We start from the raw sequence: 17999 nt of genomic DNA, 5'->3' as shown, positions 1-17999 counted from the left end.
TCCTGCTACTCGCCAGAAAGGAACGCAAACGGCTGAGCGACGGTCATTCCGTCATGAAATTCTCATTCGATACTGACGGCAAATCCCGAAAAAGAGCATCTGCAATGCGTCGCGACCCATTCTGCCCCTCTATATTTATAAAAATATATTGGATACCTCTCACGGGTGGCAGGCTTGGCCCCTTGGCGCTAAGATGCACTTCAAGTTTCGTACCGAGACCAGAGAGTACGCCGTGCACCCGATCCTTCTTACCCTCGTCACCTATCTGCCACTTCTGGGCGGTCTGGCCATTCTGCTCGCCAAGGGCGCGCCGGAAACAGCAGATCGGACAGGGCGCTGGATCGCGCTCTGGACGAGCCTCGCAGTGCTGGCACTCTCTGTCGTCATGTGGGTCGGGTTCGATCCGCAGATCCCGGGCGCACAATATGAGACGCAGCTGGCATGGATGCCGAATTTCGGCATTTCGTACCACACGGGTGTCGATGGCGTCAGTCTCGTCTTCGTCCTGCTGACGGCTTTCCTGACTCCGCTCTCGATTGGAGCCGGATGGCGCAGCGTGCAGGGCCGTGCCTGTGACTTCATGGCCGCCGTCATGTTCCTTGAAACGGCACTGATGGGCCTGTTCTCGGCGCTCGATCTGGTCGTGTTCTACATGTTCTACGAGGCGACCCTGATCCCGGCGAGCCTGATGATTGGCGTCTGGGGTGGACCGAAACGTATCTGGGCATCGCTTCAGTTCTTCCTGTTCACCTTCGGCGGCTCACTGTTCATGCTCGTGGCGCTGGTGGCGATGTGGAACATGGCGGGCACAACCGACATTCCGGCGCTGATGCAAGGACACTTCTCGCTCTCCGTGCAGTGCTGGCTGCTAATGGCTTTCGTCATCGCGTTCGGTGTGAAACTACCGTTGTTCCCGCTGCACGCTTGGCTACCGGATGCCTACACAGAGGCTCCCACGCCGACCACGGCGCTGCTTTCCGGCGTGCTGTCCAAGACGGGCGCTTATGGTCTGCTGCGCTTTGGCGTGCTCATGTTCCCTGATGCGGTGCATCGCTTCGCGCCCTACATCCTGCCGCTTGGCGTGATCGCCATCATCTATGCTGCCTTCATCGCCTTCGCCCAGAAAGACATGAAGAAGGTCATCGCCTACTCGTCCTTCTCGCACATGGGTATGATCGCGGTCGGCCTGTTTACTCTCAACGCCGAGGGCGTGGACGGTGCGATCTACCAGATGCTGTCGCATGGCGTGGTCATCGCAGCGCTGTTCTTCTGTGTGGCCGCCATCGCATGGCGTGCCGAGACCCGTGAGATCTCCGCGCTTGGTGGCGTTGCCTTCCGCATGCCTGCACTGGCTTCGCTGGCCATGCTGTTCACGATGGCCAATATCGGCCTTCCGGGAACGGGTTCCTTCGTGGGTGAACTGCTGGTTCTGATGGGCGCGATCCACGTCTCTTTCTGGTTGGCGCTTCTCGCTGGCACGACGATGATCATGGGCGCGGTCTATATGCTGGCGCTTTACCGCGATGTGATCTTCGGTTCCGTAAAAGGCACCGTCGGTCTGCTGCGTGATCTGACGCCCGCCGAGATGATGGTGCTGGTGCCGTTGGCTGTGGTCACACTGTGGATGGGTGTTCACCCGGCCTCCTTCACCAGCCTGTTCGATCCCGTGATCGTGCATGCGCTGGGCGCACCCAATCAGGAAGCCATGGCGCACACGGCACATCAGATGGTCGCTGCTCGCTAAAAAGATACCCCCGGCAGCCGGCTCTTCTGCCTCTGCCGGGAAACTGCGGTTTTTCCTTTTAGATAACCGCCGAATTTTCCCGCTGATATGTCGGGTTCACAACAGCCCTTAATCTGGAATATCGCTTTCACTCCAGTGACTGGAGACGTGAAGCCGTGACCGGTGCGTTCCGGTCATCGCCCCATGCAGAAAGTTCGATCTCCTTTGCCCGATCTCGCCGTCACCCGCCGCGCCACACGCCTCGCTTTTTTCACCAGCGGCTTCGGGTTTGCCTGCTGGGCACCTCTGGTTCCCTTCGCCCGCGCACGGCTTCACGCCGACGACGCCACGATGGGATTCCTGCTGCTCTGTCTGGGTGTCGGCTCAATTTCCTCCATGCTGGTCATCGGCCCGCTCAGCGCGAAATACGGCAGTCGTCCCCTTGTTCTGGTCAGTGCCACCGGGCTGGCCATTGCCCTCCCCCTCCTGGCCACGGCAGCCAGCGATCTTTCCCTCGCGCTCGCGCTTCTGTTGTTTGGTGGTTCGCTCGGCTCCCTTGATGTTGCGATGAATCTGCATGCCTCGGAGGTGGAGAAACTGTCCGCGCAGAATCTCATGTCCGGCTTTCATGCGCTCTACAGCATCGGGGGTTTTGCCGGAGCAGGACTGATGACGTGCCTTCTGTCGGTTTCCCTCCCTCCGCTGGACTGCGCCCTGATCTGCTCGCTCATGGTGCTGCTTGGAACCCTGCTGGTGAAAAACGGACTCCTGCGCCCGGTGCCACGCGCTCAGGCCGGGACTGCTTCCGAGCCGATCTTCGTGCTGCCTCACGGTCTTGTCCTTGTCATGGCAGTGCAGGCGGCGATCATGTTTCTGGTGGAAGGCGCGGTTCTGGACTGGGGTGCGCTGCTGATCACCCAGCGTGACCTTGTCTCGGTTTCGAGAGGCGGACTGGGCTATATTCTCTTTTCAATCGCCATGACCGCAGGTCGTCTGTGTGGCGACCCCATTTCCGAACGGTTCGGGAATTTTGCCGTGCTGCTGAGTGGCAGCGCTCTCTCCATTCTCGGCTTCGTCATGCTCCTGCTCTCTCCAAATGCTGCTCTTGCCATGTCGGGTTTTGTGCTGGTTGGTCTGGGAGCCTCCAACGTCGTGCCGGTCATTTTCCGGGCGGCTGGCGCTCAGCGCCTCATGCCGCCCGGCATGGCCATAGCGGCGGTGACAACACTTGGTTACGCGGGCGTTCTTGTAGGCCCCGCGCTGATGGGGTTCGTTGCCAAAGGCGTTGGGCTGCCCGCGGCATTCTGGCTGCTGGCGGCATTGCTGACCCTGATTCCCCTGTCAGCCTGGCACGTCCGTCGTGTCACTGCCTGACGGAATCTGAACAGTCAGTTTTTACTATGCGCCCCTCTTTTTTTCCGCCACAGGAAGCAGGCAAATTTTCAAACCGTTCCGGCATTTGCCGGAATGCGCTCTGGAGTATCTTATGGGTGATTTTCAGCCCACATACCGGAAGCTCGGCCTGCTCGATGGCTGGCGTGTTCTGGTCGCGCTGCTCTGCCTGCTTGTCGGGATAGGCCTTGCAGCGGGTGGCTTCAATCTCGTCATGCTCGGCGGCTCGCTTTACTATCTATTCGCGGGCCTCGGTTACATCGTCCTCGCCATTCTTCTGGTGCTGAAACAGCGGATCGCGCTGCCTTTCTCGATCGGCGTGTTTGTCGCAACTGTATTGTGGGCTTTCTTCGATACGCCGGAGTTCGGCTACTGGGCGCTTCTGCCGCGCCTTGTCGTTCCGACCGTTCTGTTCGTCCTCAGTCTGTGGGCTACGGCTACGCTTCAGTCTTTCGCCCCCAAAACGCGCAAGCAGAGCGTGCTGGGTGGACTGGCGCTGACATGCTGCCTGCTTATCACCCTGTTCGAAGCGTGCTCGCCGCATGGCGCGATCCACAATGACACCGGTTTCAGCAAGCAGCCGCCTCTCACTGTTGCGAAAGAGGATGTCCCCGAGGACTGGCAGTATTTCGCCCGTAATGAGCACGGCACGCGCTATGTGCCCTACAGCCAGATCACACCCGAGAATGTCGGTCGTCTTCAGGTTGCGTGGGTCTATCACACAGGCCGTCGTCTGACCGGCGCAGGCACGGGTGTCGATGAGAACACACCGCAGCAGATCGGCAACGTGCTATATTCCTGCACACCGGAAAATCTGGTCACCGCCATTGACGGCGATACCGGCAAGGCGCTCTGGAAGTTTGATCCGCAGGCGCACTCGGCCGAGCATGTCACCTGCCGTGGTGTTGGCTACTACGACACCGACAGGGACCAGACACTGTCCGCCGAAGACAAGGTGTCTGATGCGGATGCTCCCTGTCGTCAGAGCATCATCGTCAACACGGTCGATGCCCGTCTGATCGGTCTGGATGCTCATACCGGCAAGCTGTGCCCGAAATTCGGGAACAATGGCGTTGTCGATCTGAAGCCGCGCATGGGGCCTGCGGAAAACGGCAAGCGCTATCATCCGACAGGTATTCCCGTGGTGATGGGGCATACGGCAGTCATCGGTGGCTGGGTGCGTGACATCGTGCATGGCGAGCCGTCCGGTGTGGTCCGTGCCTATGACGTGCGCACTGGCGCACTCGCATGGGCTTGGGATGTCGGTGATCCGGACAACGCCAATGCGGCAGATCCGAGCAAGACCTACACGCTGGAAACGCCCAACGTGTGGACCATCCCGACCTACGACCGCGCTCTGAACCTCGTCTATCTGCCGACGGGCAACGGTCCGCCTGACTATTGGGGCGGCGACCGCGACGCCGTGAAGGAAAAGTTCGGCGCGGCGATCGTCGCTGTCGATGCCTCGACTGGTCAGACGAAATGGGTTTTCCAGACCGTACATCACGATGTCTGGGATTATGATCTTCCTTCCCAGCCGGTCCTGTTCGATGTGACCAACAAGCAGGGTGAGACCGTTCCCGCTCTGATCCAGACGACCAAGACGGGCAATATCTTTGTCGTGGATCGTCGCACGGGTCAGCCGGTGACGGATGTGGTGGAAAAGAAAGTCGCCACGCAGCCTGCGGCGGAGGGGGAGCATCTTTCGCCGACGCAACCTTTCTCCGTGGGGATGCCTGAAATTGGCGCCAAGCCGCTGACGGAAAGCTCCATGTGGGGCGTCAGCACGTTCGACCAGCTCTACTGTCGCATCATGTTCCGCAACTCGGTCTATGAAGGTGCTTTCACGCCGCCCGGCGAGAAGCCCTACATCGAATATCCGAGCCTGCTGGGTGGTATGAACTGGGGTGGCGTTTCCATCGACGAGGCACGCGGCCTGATGTTCGTCAACGACATGCGCGTGCCATTGCGCATGATGCTGGTGAACAAAAAGAACGCCTCGCACTACAAGATCTCGATGGACGAGGTTCCGGGCTTCATGGGCACGCTGCGTCCGCAGGTGGCTGGTCCTTATCAGGGCGTCCGTATCGACATCCTGCAATCGCCGCTGGCGGTTCCCTGTAATACACCGCCTTTCGGCACGATGAGCGCCATCGACCTGCGTAGCAAGAAGCTGCTGTGGCAGGTGCCACTGGGCACGGTGAAGGATACCGGTCCGATGGGTCTGAAGACGCATATGGACGTGCCGCTTGGTCTGCCGACACTCGGTGGCCCAACAGCGACGGCGTCCGGTCTGGTGTTCTTTGCTGGTACGCAGGACTATTATCTGCGTGCGCTAAACTCGCTGACGGGTGAGGAGGTGTGGAAAGCACGTCTTCCTGCTGGTGCTCCGGCGGCTCCGCTGGTGTTCCGCTCTCCGAAAACCGGCAAGGAATATGTGGTGATTTCAGCAGGTGGCATGAGCCATTCGCCGGATGTAAGTGATGAGATCATCGCTTACACGCTGCCGGATGATGCGACGGTGCATTGATTAACCAAAGTTTTTGGTGAAGCTTTTTTCAAAAAGCTTCAGAGAACGTCGCCTTTTTAAAAAAGGCGACACCCAAAAATTTTCTCTTGTTTCAGGGCGGATATTCCCATCGGGGTATCCGCCCTTTCCATATCAGGCGTTCAGATAGATGGTTTTTGTATCAACATAGGCTTCAAGCCCGTGCTGACCATCTTCACCGCCGAGACCGCTTTCGCCATAACCGTGATGGAAGCCCTGCGGTTCCTCACCGCCTTCACGATTGACGTAGACCTCACCGAAGTTGAGGTCCCGCGTCATGCGCAGGATCGTGGCGAGATCTTTCGTGAACAGATAAGCCGACAGTCCATAACGGCAGTCATTGGCCCGTTCCAGCGCCTCGTCAAAGTCACGCACTTTCATCAGTGACAGCACAGGGCCGAACACCTCGTTCCGGGCAATGTCCATTTCATGCGTCACACCCGTCAGCAGGGTCGGCGCATAGAAACAGCCCTTGTCATAAATGCCGCCTGTCAGACGCTTGCCACCGATTTCCAGCTTCGCGCCCTGAGAGATGGCTTTTTCAACGATCTCATGAACCTTCTTCAGTTCATCCTCGCTGACCTTCGGCCCCATATCCGTTGCCGGGTCCATCGGATCACCGACTTTCAGCGCGTTGATTTTCTCGCGCAGTTTCTCGGCAAACCGGTCGTAGATGGCCTCATGCACATAGGTGCGTTCATTGCTGGTGCAGATCTGTCCCGCATTGCCAAAGCGCGCCACGACAGCGGCTTCGACCGCCTTGTCGAGGTCGGCGTCATCCATGACGATGAACGGCGCCTTGCCACCCAGTTCCAACCGGACCTCTTTCAGATGTTCGGCAGCAGCAGCCATGATCTTCTTACCGGCAGGTGTCGAACCGGTCATGGTGATCAGTCTGGTGTCCGGGTGTGCGACAATCGGCACGCCCACTTCCGGTCCATCGCCAGTCACGATATTGACCACGCCCGCCGGAATACCCGCTTCCTCCACCAGCTTCGCGAGCACCAGTGCGGAAAGCGGTGTTAGTTCATGCGGCTTGAGAACGATTGTGTTACCCGCCGCAATCGCCGGAGCGATTTTCCGGGCGCAGAGCGCCAGTGGGAAGTTCCACGCTGCAATAGCGCCAACGACGCCATGCGGCACCCGATCGATCAGGATCTTTTCGCCCGGACGTTCGCCGGGAATGATCTCGCCTTCAAGACGACGGGTGTTTTCCGCAGCGAAACGCAGCAGGGCAATGGCGAAATCAACCTCTCCCTGTGCTTCCTTCAGCGTTTTTCCCATTTCGGCGGTGATAGTCCTAGCGAGCGCCTCTTTGTCGCGTGCCACCAGATCACGTAATTTATACAGCGCGTCAGCGCGTTTCGATGCAGGTGTGTCACGCCACGCCGGAAACGCTTTCTTGGCAGCCTCTACCGCAATCTTGACGTCCTGCTCCTGCCCTCGGGCAGCCTCACCAACAACGTCTCCGGTCGCCGGATTGTAGATTTGCGTCCATTCGCCGCTAGTGGGTTTCGTCCAGGAACCATCAATAAAAAGATCATACCGTGTCTGGGAAAACATACATAAATCCCTGCTTCTGAAATCTCGTAAAATGCGATTTCGGCTCAGGGTCATTTTACCGACAGCATGGTGTCGAAGACCGGAACCGGCCCGTCAGGAAACGGGAAATCGCCCTGCGTCCGCCATGGCGACAGACGCGCATACTTTTTCTAACTCTGCAAAACCGGGATCGTTCCCTGACGTGCATGCATGACTGCCTGAAACAGCCTGCAAGGCAGGGGCATCATTCAGACTCTGAAAAAATCAGCATATTTTTCGGGCTTGAAACCAATGATTATCCGCGTTGAGGCTTCCAGAACGGGACGACGGATCATGGAGGGATTGTCGATCATGAGCTGAATGGCTTTTTCTTCAGTCAGGTCTGTCTTGTCTGCCTCAGGCAGCTTCCGGAATGTCGTACCGGAGCGATTGATCAGTTCTTCCCACCCCACTTCCTTGACCCAGTCGAGCAGACGGGTGCGATCAACGCCTTCCTTCTTGTAATCATGAAAGGTGTAAGCAATGTCGTGCGTGTCCAGCCACGCCATCGCTTTTTTCATTGTGTCGCACGCTTTGATTCCATAAATCGCAACGCTCATGAAACGATATCCTTACGTAGGCCATTCAGGTTTTTAACGGCATTACAGAGAGTATTTTCGTTTGTCATTATGAATGGCGCTTCAATAGCGAGTCATAAATTCAAAAAACTGACTGTATTTTCCTGAAAGTCTGAACCCTAGCTCCGATTTTATTTTCAATTTGCAGCGTTATAAAATTTCTACCGCGAATTACTAACAAAAAAAGGAGGGCATAAAGCCCTCCTCCTTAACGTGCCTAATTCCTGAAAGAATCAGAGACCAGCAGGCACCTTGCCACCGTTCTCCGCCAGCTTCTGACGGACTTCCTTGATCAGCCACACGTTCATCGTGGCCGTGTCGTTCTGGTCACCCGTGTATTTCAGTTCTGTCGCCAGCTGCTTGCGGGCATCAAGAGAGCTGTCCAGACCAAGCAGCTTGAGAAGATCAACGATCGACTCTTTCCAGTTCAGCTGCTGGCCTGACTTCGCTGCAAGAGCCGTCAGGACCGCATCGACATCGACAGGTGCGGCAGGAGCCGCTGCAGCACCCGGAGCTCCAGCAGCAGCTGGGGTGGCGCTGGCAGCCGTCGGCGCAGCAGCGTCAGGCGTCGCAGCCTGAGCGTGACCGAAAATGGCGGAAACGATCTTACCGAAAATGCTCATGAGAGAACTCCCTCTCTGGGTTCAGAAATCGCACACATGTGCGGTGCTCCCCGCCATTAAACGGGAAGCACAAGGCCAATCAGTAACGGTATTCTTCGTGCTTGAAGGGACCGTTGACCGGCACACCGATATAATCGGCCTGCTCCTGGCTCAGTTTCGAAAGATGCGCGCCAACTTTGGCCAAATGAAGGGCAGCGACTTTTTCATCCAGCTTCTTTGGCAGCGTGTAGACCTTCGCCTCATACTGGCCTGGCTTTGCCGTCCACAGCTCGATCTGGGCGAGCGTCTGGTTGGTGAAGGACGCCGACATCACGAAGGACGGATGACCTGTCGCGTTGCCAAGGTTCACCAGACGGCCTTCGGACAGCAGGATCACGCTCTTGCCGTTAGAGAAGATGACCTCATCCACCTGCGGCTTGATGTTATCCCACTTGAAGTTGCGCAGCGCACCGACTTCGATTTCGGAGTCAAAGTGACCGATGTTGCAGACGATGGCGCGGTGCTTCATCTCGCGCATGTGCTCAAGACGGATCACACCTTCGTTGCCTGTCGCCGTCACGAAGATGTCGCCACGCGGTGCGGCCTCTTCCATCGTCACGACCTCGTAGCCTTCCATCGCCGCCTGCAATGCGCAGATCGGATCGATTTCGGTCACGAGCACACGGCAGCCTGCGTTACGCAGGGAAGCGGCAGAACCCTTGCCCACGTCGCCATAACCGGCAACGACGGCAACCTTGCCAGCCATCATCACGTCGGTGCCGCGACGGATCGCGTCAACGAGGCTCTCACGGCAGCCATACAGGTTGTCGAACTTGGATTTGGTCACGCTGTCATTGACGTTGATCGCCGGAACCTTGAGCGTGCCTTCCTTCTGCATCTTCCACAGACGATGTACGCCCGTAGTCGTCTCTTCGGACAGGCCGCGCACGTCATTCAGCAGCTCAGGGAACTTGTCGTGCATCATGACGGTGAGATCGCCACCATCGTCGAGGATCATGTTCGGCGTCCAGCCGTCCGGACCCTTGATGGTCTGCTCGATGCACCAGTCGAACTCTTCGTCGTTCAGGCCTTTCCAGGCGAAAACCGGAATGCCGGCGGCTGCGATGGCAGCAGCAGCGTGATCCTGCGTCGAGAAGATGTTGCAGGACGACCAGCGGACAGTCGCACCGAGAGCAGTCAGTGTCTCGATCAGCACAGCCGTCTGAATGGTCATGTGCAGGCAGCCAGCGATGCGGGCGCCCTTGAGCGGCTGGCTTGCGCCATACTCTTCACGAAGCGCCATCAGGCCGGGCATTTCGTCCTCGGCCAGAGAAATTTCCTTGCGGCCCCACTCAGCGAGGGAAATGTCCTTGACCTTGTAATCGGTGAATTCTGCGCTCATCACACGTCCTGTCAAAAGAGATAGCTGGCTTTCTATACAGGCTGTGTGTCGTCCTTGCCACCCAAGTCAGATTGCTGGTTGCGCGACACGGCCAGATTCCCGACAGTCGGGCCATGTGGAACCAGCCCTATCTTGAAACCTGCTGCCGTTCAGCCCTGCACCGCCTGTGCCTCTCGGGCAAGGATGGTCGCCCACGAGCCCTCAAGGACGAACCATGTCTTGAACGGCTGGCACGCAAGGGTTTCGCCTGCGTCGGCGAAGATGATCGTTTTCATGTGACGGCGGCAGGCGAAGCACGTCACCGTTCCGAAATTCTGGGAAAAAGCCGATAATGCCGTCCTCCTCTTTGCCGGAGCAGAATGCCGCAGAGGCGCTATGGGCAGCCATCGATCGGCTGGCACTGGAAAAGGGACTGTCCTCTTCCGGTCTCGCGCGGGCTGCCGGCCTCGACCCCACCGCCCTCAATCCGTCGAAACGACGCGCCCCGGACGGCAGAACACGGCTGCCACGCATGGAAACACTGCTGGACCTGCTGGCTGCCCTGCGGGTGACTCTTGGAGAGTTCGCCCGACGGATCGAAGGTGAGGAAGCCTCGACCGCTGACGACACAAGACAGAAAAAACGCCTCAGACTGGCGCTTTTCTCCCAACTGGACATGCCAAATCTTTTTGATCAGGCGAACCTGCCCACCTCCAGCCTGTGGTCAGAAGTCAGTTCGCCCTTTGCCGATATCGGCCCCTATGATTACGGTATCCGCCTCAACAGCGCAGCCTATGAACCTGTCTTTCGCCGAGGCAGCCTGCTTCTTGTCAGTCCTGACAGCGCGATCAGGGAGCAGGACCGCATCGTTATCCATCATCAACCCACGCCCGTGCTCGGCATTGTCGAACGATGGGAAGACAGCGAGCGCCATGTGAGGCGTCTTGATGACGGTGACATCCTTATTCTGCGGAATAAGGATAGTCAGGCACGAACACCACACCGGATCACGGCGGCGACCCTGTGAATTACCCTTCCAGCGTCACGCCAAGGCTCCGGAGTGCATCCCAGTAGCCAGGATAGGTCTTGCCGACACAGGCAGGATTCAGAATGGTGATGCCCGAGATTTTCAGACCCGCGAGAGCGAACGCCATCGCAATCCGATGGTCGGAATAGGTTTCAATCCGCGTCGGCAGGGATTGCCCCACCAGAGAAGGGTCACCGTTCACGATCAGGTCGTCGCCCTCTTCCCGCGCCAACCCTGCGCGAATCCGGTTCAGTTCGGTAGAGACTGCTGAAATGCGGTCGCATTCCTTTACCCGCAGATTATGGATGCCCACAAAACGCACCGGCGTGGCATTGAAAGCCGCGAGCACAGCCAGCGTGGGGACGGCATCCTGCATCTGTGAACCGTCGATCTGCGCGGGCATGTGCGGGAACTGCGCGATCATTTCATAGGCTTTGGCATCAGGCTGCGAGAAGGCTTCCGGCGCGAGACCAATATCAATCTTTCCACCCGTCAGAACAGCCGCCGCCCAAAGATAGGTCGCTGCCGAAGCATCAGGCTCGATCCGGAAATCGGTAGCCCTGTAGGGAGCCGGCAGGACACGCCAGCTCATTGGTCCATCCTGCTCCACGTTGCCGCCAAATGCTTTCATGGCGGCGACCGTCAGGTCGACATAGCCGCGCGCATCCAGACCGGAACCCTGCAACACCACATCCACCGGCGCGTCGGCCCGACCGGCCGCCATCAGCACGGCAGAGACATACTGGCTGGACAATCCGGCATCGATCGTCACGCGGCCACCGGAAAGATGGCCTTTCCCTTGCACGGTCACGGGGGGGCAGCCGGTCGGCGCGGATATCTCGACTCCGAGGGAAGACAGAGCAGTGACAAGCGGCGCGATGGGCCGTTTCTGCATATGCTGATCGCCATTCAGCACGACCTCACCGGGAACATAAGGAGCGACCGCCGTGAGAAAACGCACGGCAGTTCCGGCATTTCCGAGAAAAAGCGGCTCGGATGACACTGCGAGGCGTCCGCTGCCAGTCACGACAAAACTCGTCGCCGTTGGTTCCTCAATCCCGACACCCAGCAAACGCAATGCCGCCGCCATGTAGAGCGTGTCGTCGCTCTTCAGCGCCCCAGTCAGATGGCTCACACCTTCGGACAGGGCCGCCAGCAAGAGCGCCCGATTGGTGATCGATTTCGAGCCGGGCAGTTCGACATAGCCGTTCAGAGGACCCGAAGGAGGGACGATGCGAAGGGCGAGAACGGCGTTCATGGAAACCTGTTATCCTGTTGTCTGGCGTGCGCTCTGTAGCATGAAACGCAGTTTATGTGGCGAGAAGCGGCTGACGGAGGCGCAACGCCCTTTATCGTGTCACGCTCTCGAAAAGCAGCATCTCATGACCACTTCGCATGAAAGTCTCCGCCACCCGCATGCCAATGCCACCAAGCACTTTTCGGGAAGCAATATTGGTGTCCCGCGCAACAGCCACGATGCGCTTGAAGCCCGCGGCATGAGCGTGCCGCAAAGCAGCCGCAGCAGCTTCCCGCGCCAGTCCCCGGCCCGAGGCCCACGGATAGATGGCGAAGCGCAAAGCCACGCCACGGCCATCCGGCCGTTCATGCACGCCCGTGATACCGATCAGTTTGCCGTTCTCGCGGATGGCAAACATGCCGGTGCCGTGTTTGGCCCAGAAAGTGATGTCGGACACCATCTCCGCTTCCGCCTGCTGGCGGTTGCGCACGCCGCCCAGCATCATGGCGAACGCGCCGCCATCCGCCTTGAGATGGGCAATCTCATTCATGTCCCGCCATGAAACCGGTGTGAGTGCAAGGCGGGCTGTGCGGAGGACGTGCAGACTCATGAGTGGTCTATGTGGAACACCATGACGTGATTTTGTAAAATGAAAGGCGGCAGAATTTCTGGTGTTTTGCAGGAGAACTTGTCACAGTCACGAGAAACAAACCGGAATCAAAGGGACCGCATCCCTTTGTGGGGCACGGGGCAAAGCCCCGCAAACTCCCCTCCCAAAACCCGCTTATCGTGCCAGCGGACGATACTTGATCCGGCTCGGCTCGACCGCAGCATCGCCCAGACGACGCTTCTTGTCTTCCTCATACGCCTGGAAGTTACCCTCGAACCACTCGACATGGCTGTCACCCTCAAAGGCGAGAATATGCGTGGCGAGACGGTCAAGGAACCAGCGATCATGGGAGATGATCACGGCGCAGCCCGGATACTCGGCCAGCGCGTCTTCCAGTGCGCGGAGCGTATCAACGTCGAGATCGTTGGTCGGCTCATCGAGCAGGATGACGTTGCTTTCCTTACGAAGCATCTTCGCAAGATGGACGCGGTTGCGCTCACCACCGGACAGCACGCCGACCTTCTTCTGCTGGTCGGCACCCTTGAAGTTGAAGGCACCGACATAGGCGCGCGACGGAACCGCGCGCTTGCCGAGATAGATCACGTCCGTGCCGCCCGAGATTTCTTCCCAGACGTTCTTGTTGTCGTCGAGGCTGTCACGGGACTGATCGACATAACCGAGTTCTACCGTGTCACCGATGGTAAGCTTGCCGCTGTCCGGCTGCTCCTGCCCGGTGATCATCTTGAACAGTGTGGACTTACCCGCACCGTTTGGTCCGATCACACCGACGATGCCACCCGGCGGCAGCTTGAAGTTCAGCTTGTCGATCAGCAGATGGTCGCCGAAGCCCTTCGTGAGGTCTTCCGCCTCAATCACCACATTGCCCAGACGCGGGCCGGGGGTGATGACGATTTCCGCCGTGCCAGCAGCCTTCTCGTTGCTCTTGGCCAGCAGTTCTTCGTATTTGGTGATACGGGCCTTGCTCTTCGCCTGACGGGCCTTCGGGCTGGAGGCAATCCACTCCTGCTCGGCGGCAAGGGCGCGCTGGCGGCCACTCTCTTCCTTTTCTTCCTGCGCCAGACGCTTGCGCTTCTGTTCCAGCCATGAAGAGTAGTTGCCTTCGAACGGATAGCCGCGGCCGCGCTCGATCTCGAGAATCCAGTTGGTCACGTTGTCCAGGAAGTAACGGTCATGGGTGATGACCATGACGGTGCCTTCGTAGTCACGGAGGGTCTTTTCGAGCCATGCCACGCTCTCGGCGTCGAGATGGTTGGTCGGTTCGTCAAGCAGCAGCAGATCAGGCTTTTCCAGCAGCAGACGGCACAGCGCGACGCGACGGCGCTCACCACCGGAGAGCTTATCGACGGGGCTGTCGGCAGGCGGGCAGCGCAGTGCGTCGAGCGCGATTTCCAGCTTGCGGTCCAGTTCCCAGCCGTCGCCAGCATCGATCTTCTCCTGAAGATCGGCCTGCTCGGCGAGGAGCGCAGTCATCTCGTCCTCGTCCATCGGCTCGGCGAACTTGGCGGAGATCTCGTTGAAGCGGTCCACCGCCTTCTTCAGGTCACCGAAACCCTGTGCGGCGTTTTCACCAACCGTCAGGTTCGGGTCGAGCTTCGGCTCCTGTTCGAGATAGCCGACCTTCACGCCTTCAGCGGCCCAGGCCTCGCCACCGTATTCCTTGTCGATCCCGGCCATGATCTTGAGCAGGGTCGATTTACCGGCGCCGTTGACACCGAGAACACCGATCTTGGCGCCGGGCATGAAGGACAGGGTGATGCCCTTGAAGACTTCGCGACCGCCCGGATAGGACTTGGTCAGATCCTTCATCACATAGACATATTGATATGGCGCCATGAGACGAAACTCCGCGGACAGATGAAGGAATGACCGGACCGGTTATACGGTCGGAAGGCACGAACGTCGGTCGGACTTGTGGCCCTTCCGACGGAAATGCCTGCGCCCGGCAGGACTTGAACCCGCAACCAAGCCGTTATGAGCGGCCCGCTCTAACCAATTGAGCTACGGGCGCGCAGGCGGGTCATCAATTCGCGCAACCCAACCCATTTTGCAAGCGTCCAGTGCAAGGAAATATGTCCGCCTTGGCAAGAAAGCGGCGCAGGGCTAGGCTCCGCCCGCAATTTATCCATATGGAGCAGGACAATGGACGTCTCGAAACTTTCCCCCGGCAAAGACGTGCCGAACGACATCAACGTCGTGATCGAGATCCCGCAGGGTTCTTCCGTCAAATATGAAATCGACAAAGAAAGCGGCGCATTGTTCGTGGACCGCTTCCTGTTCACGCCGATGGTCTATCCGGCGGCTTATGGCTTCATCCCCAACACGCTGGCCGCTGACGGCGATCCGGCCGACGCCATGGTGCTGACGCCGCGCGGCGTGGTGCCGGGCTGCGTGATCCGCGCCCGTCCGATCGGCGTGCTGCTGATGGAAGATGAAGCCGGGCAGGACGAGAAAATCCTGTGCGTGCCGCATGACAAGATCCACCCGCAGTTCTCCAAGGTCGAGAAGATCGAAGACCTGCCCGAAATCCTGATTCAGGAAATCGAGCACTTCTTCACGCGCTACAAGGATCTGGAGAAGGGCAAGTGGGTGAAGGTCACGGGCTGGGGCGACAAGGCCCGCGCCGGTGAGATCATCAAGGCGTCTCTGGAAGCAGCGAAGAAGTAATTTTCCTTCCGCTTCAGGCTGTCTTGGACCGCCCTGTTTCCCTGAGGGAAGCAGGGCGGTTTCCGTTTAAGATACTTTTTTGAATTCAATCCTGACTAACGACAATCATTACGCTTACCAGGAAAAGCCAATGCTCCCTTGTGCATTCCGGCGCTCGCCGTAATAGCACCATGACTGCCCATAGGACGCATAGCTCAGGCAGTTGGCGACAAAGCGTTTGTCGAAAATATTGCGGACACTGGCGGCGGCCGTCCAGCCATGCAGCGCTGGGGAGAGATTGGACAGGTCGTAACGCAGGGAACCATCGAATACGGCATATTGCGGCACCCAGACACTCCCATAGCTTGCTTCGCCGCCATAAGCTTTTGCCGTATAGCGAAGCCCGCCGCCGAAACCGAGGCCTTTCACAGGGCCCGAGGGCATTGTGTAAAATGCAAACAGGGACGCATTCCCCTTTCCTGACTGGATAAGAGGCTTTCCCGTCGAATCATCACGCACTTTCTGAACGCTCACCGCAGCGGTGAGCACAAGGTTTTTGTATGGTTCAGCATGTGCTTCAAATTCGAAGCCGTCCGAATGGACTTTGCCGCTCTGTGTATTGAAGCCGAGGGCGGAATTGACGGCGACCAGCACATTGGTCTGTTCGATATGGAAGCCCGCAGCCGTCAGGAGAACAGACGTACCGGGAATCTGATATTTCAGGCCACCTTCAAGCTGTTTTCCCAGAGAGGGATTCGCCTGCCGCAGGGTCCTACCACCATCATTCGAGACAAGACCTGACTGAGGCTGGAAAGATGTCGAATAGCTTATGTAAGGTGCTAGTCCAAAATTGAAATGATAGAGACCGGAAGCCCGCCACGTGATCTGGCTCGGATCCTGACGGGTGTCGGAATGATAAATCGATTCCACCTGATGCGAACGATACCAGTCGTTACGTATACTTCCCGTAAGAACCAGTCCTTTCCAGCGAATTTCATCCTGACCATATGCACCGATCTGATGTGAGTTCGTCTGATAATTCAGATAGGGACTCATGGGTGCGATATTCATGTGATAGTCAGGCGACAGCACGTTCATATCGGGAGCGCTCCCGAAAAACCCTTGCTCGCTCGCGCTTTGCTGCATGTAATCAAAACCGAACATCAGGGAATGCCTCAGGAAACCCGTACGGACATTCCCTTTGAACTGGCTGTCAAATGTCAGATTGTGGGTGTGCTCGTTCGTGCCGAAAGCATAGCGGGGAACGGTATATGTATCTGTGTAATAACCCGCATTATACACGCTGCGATACTGAGTCTTGATGTCATCGTAGCGACCACGCGTCGTAAAGCTCCAGTCCTTATTGAAGCGGTGATTAAGAATGTAGGTAATCGCCCCCTGTCGGCGATTGAATTTTTCAAAAGACGTATCACCGTCATAAAAATTTCTTGGAAGATAACCAAAGGATGCACGCTTGAGTGAGCCGACCAGCGGCACGCCGCCATAGGTGCCGTTTTCAGGATCATACTGATAATTGCCCAGAAGCGTCAGGGTCGTCGGTCCATCTCCCCCGAAAGTAAAAGCCGGGCTGATGGAAAAACGGCGGCTGCCGGTGCGGGCAAGCTGTGTATGCTGACCATTGGCGGTGCCATAAATGCGGTAACGCACCATTCCATCGTCCGTGGCATAACCACCAACGTCAGCATCAACACGATACAGATCGAAGCTGCCACCGGTGGTTGTCACGCCCCCATAAAACTTCTGATCTGTGGGCAGTTTGCTCGACAGAGCCACAAGTCCACCCGGGCTGGACTGACCATACAGCGCGGATGCCGGACCTTTCAGGATCTCCACCCTGTCGAGACGGAAGGTGTCTGTTTGCGCCACGGCATAGCCGGTCGGGCTGTCCTGTAATTTCAGACCATCGAGAAAAGTGGGGACGGTGAAACCACGCAGGGCGAACTGGTCATAACGTGTTCCAACACCACCTCGAAGATTGGGCGTAACCCCCGCCGCGTAACGGATGGCCTGATTGAGATCCAGCACACCACGGATATCCATTTCATCACGGGTGACAACCGTTACGGACTGCGCCGTTTCAATAAGCGGCGTATTCGTCTTTGTTGCGGAAGAAGCGATGGTCGACGCTCTACGACCACGCACTTCCACCCGCTCCACCTGCGGCGCCGAGGTTTTTACGCTGTCAGGTTTCTGTTTTGTGACAGATGATCCGGCGTGAGCCGCCGGGGCTGGTTTCTCTTCCTGATCCGCGGCGAAAACTTTTCCACTTATGAAAAGTGAAAGAGAGATCACGTAAAGAACCTTTTTTCGGTACATACCCGACCTCTGGACTGGATTTCTTTTATGTGTGTCCAGCGCGTCATATAGTTATTGCGAATTATTTGCAAACGCAAAAATCTCACGTCACGAGATATCCAATCAACCAAAGCGTCAGAAAACATTGCAGTTATGTTGCTGCTATTTTGCAGTTCATGGCGACAGAAGACATTTCAAGTCATTCACACGCCTTTGGCCGCATCATGCGAGAGTCATGAAAAGCTGCTCATCAACATTCTTTGGCAGCAATTGATTCCGGGCATCCATTCAGTCAGAAAATAACAAATATAATTTTATTGTATACAATCACTATATTCAC

At 57.6% G+C, this 17999-nt stretch carries 14 protein-coding genes and 1 tRNA gene; 6 read left to right on the top strand and 9 right to left on the bottom strand.

Annotated elements, in window-relative coordinates; all coding sequences use genetic code 11:
- Window positions 1–232: 232 nt before the first annotated feature.
- From ABF824_RS06150 to ABF824_RS06140, 3 genes are all read left to right on the top strand, one after another.
- Window positions 233–1744, top strand: a complete 1512-nt coding sequence (locus ABF824_RS06150) for a complex I subunit 4 family protein (RefSeq protein ID WP_415487100.1) — start codon at window positions 233–235, stop codon at window positions 1742–1744.
- A gap of 183 nt (window positions 1745–1927) precedes the next feature.
- Window positions 1928–3097: an MFS transporter gene (locus ABF824_RS06145; protein WP_415487098.1), complete on the top strand. Its 1170-nt coding sequence runs from the start codon at window positions 1928–1930 to the stop codon at window positions 3095–3097.
- Between the two features lie 112 nt (window positions 3098–3209).
- Entirely contained in the window at window positions 3210–5645 is a 2436-nt protein-coding gene (locus tag ABF824_RS06140; RefSeq protein WP_415487095.1) for a membrane-bound PQQ-dependent dehydrogenase, glucose/quinate/shikimate family, read from the top strand.
- 132 nt (window positions 5646–5777) lie between these two features.
- Here ABF824_RS06140 and aldA read toward each other — a convergent pair whose 3' ends face one another.
- The 4 genes from aldA to ahcY all read right to left on the bottom strand — a co-directional run bounded on the left by aldA (window position 5778) and on the right by ahcY (window position 9826).
- Window positions 5778–7226, bottom strand: a complete 1449-nt coding sequence (aldA, locus tag ABF824_RS06135; protein ID WP_415487093.1) for an aldehyde dehydrogenase — start codon at window positions 7224–7226, stop codon at window positions 5778–5780.
- A 227-nt stretch (window positions 7227–7453) separates the two neighbouring features.
- On the bottom strand, window positions 7454–7804 hold the full coding sequence (locus ABF824_RS06130; RefSeq protein WP_415487091.1) for an ArsC family reductase: 351 nt from the start codon (window positions 7802–7804) through the stop codon (window positions 7454–7456).
- A gap of 251 nt (window positions 7805–8055) precedes the next feature.
- Window positions 8056–8445, bottom strand: a complete 390-nt coding sequence (locus ABF824_RS06125; protein ID WP_415487089.1) for a DUF3597 domain-containing protein — start codon at window positions 8443–8445, stop codon at window positions 8056–8058.
- Between the two features lie 79 nt (window positions 8446–8524).
- Window positions 8525–9826, bottom strand: coding sequence for an adenosylhomocysteinase (gene ahcY, locus ABF824_RS06120; RefSeq protein WP_415487087.1), 1302 nt, complete (start codon window positions 9824–9826; stop codon window positions 8525–8527).
- 113 nt (window positions 9827–9939) lie between these two features.
- Between ahcY and ABF824_RS06115 the strand changes: the two genes are divergently transcribed.
- Together ABF824_RS06115 and ABF824_RS06110 are read left to right on the top strand one after the other, a co-directional pair.
- Window positions 9940–10158 carry a hypothetical protein gene (locus ABF824_RS06115; RefSeq protein WP_415487149.1) on the top strand — a complete coding sequence of 73 codons (219 nt, stop codon included), beginning with the start codon at window positions 9940–9942 and terminating at the stop codon, window positions 10156–10158.
- A complete protein-coding gene (locus tag ABF824_RS06110; protein WP_415487085.1) occupies window positions 10158–10832 on the top strand; it encodes a helix-turn-helix domain-containing protein in 675 nt (224 codons plus the stop codon). Before ABF824_RS06115 ends, ABF824_RS06110 begins: the two co-directional genes overlap by 1 nt.
- 1 nt (window position 10833) lies before the next feature.
- Here ABF824_RS06110 and aroA read toward each other — a convergent pair whose 3' ends face one another.
- The 4 genes from aroA to ABF824_RS06090 form a co-directional block, all read right to left on the bottom strand.
- Complete coding sequence (aroA, locus tag ABF824_RS06105; RefSeq protein WP_415487083.1) at window positions 10834–12090, bottom strand: 3-phosphoshikimate 1-carboxyvinyltransferase; 1257 nt, start codon at window positions 12088–12090, stop codon at window positions 10834–10836.
- A 91-nt stretch (window positions 12091–12181) separates the two neighbouring features.
- Entirely contained in the window at window positions 12182–12679 is a 498-nt protein-coding gene (locus ABF824_RS06100; RefSeq protein WP_415487081.1) for a GNAT family N-acetyltransferase, read from the bottom strand.
- A gap of 174 nt (window positions 12680–12853) precedes the next feature.
- Window positions 12854–14533, bottom strand: coding sequence for an energy-dependent translational throttle protein EttA (ettA, locus tag ABF824_RS06095; RefSeq protein WP_415487079.1), 1680 nt, complete (start codon window positions 14531–14533; stop codon window positions 12854–12856).
- Window positions 14534–14634: 101 nt separating this feature from the next.
- Window positions 14635–14708: transfer RNA gene (locus tag ABF824_RS06090), tRNA-Ile, on the bottom strand.
- A 131-nt stretch (window positions 14709–14839) separates the two neighbouring features.
- Between ABF824_RS06090 and ppa the strand changes: the two genes are divergently transcribed.
- Window positions 14840–15364, top strand: coding sequence for an inorganic diphosphatase (ppa, locus tag ABF824_RS06085; RefSeq protein ID WP_099348884.1), 525 nt, complete (start codon window positions 14840–14842; stop codon window positions 15362–15364).
- A gap of 114 nt (window positions 15365–15478) precedes the next feature.
- Here ppa and ABF824_RS06080 read toward each other — a convergent pair whose 3' ends face one another.
- A complete protein-coding gene (locus tag ABF824_RS06080) occupies window positions 15479–17680 on the bottom strand; it encodes a TonB-dependent siderophore receptor (RefSeq protein WP_415487077.1) in 2202 nt (733 codons plus the stop codon).
- Between the last annotated feature and the right edge of the window lie 319 nt (window positions 17681–17999).

Origin of the sequence: Acetobacter sp. (genome assembly GCF_047721705.1) — a bacterium.
Classification (GTDB): Bacteria; Pseudomonadota; Alphaproteobacteria; order Acetobacterales; family Acetobacteraceae; genus Acetobacter.
This window is presented reverse-complemented; position numbering and strand designations above follow the sequence as displayed.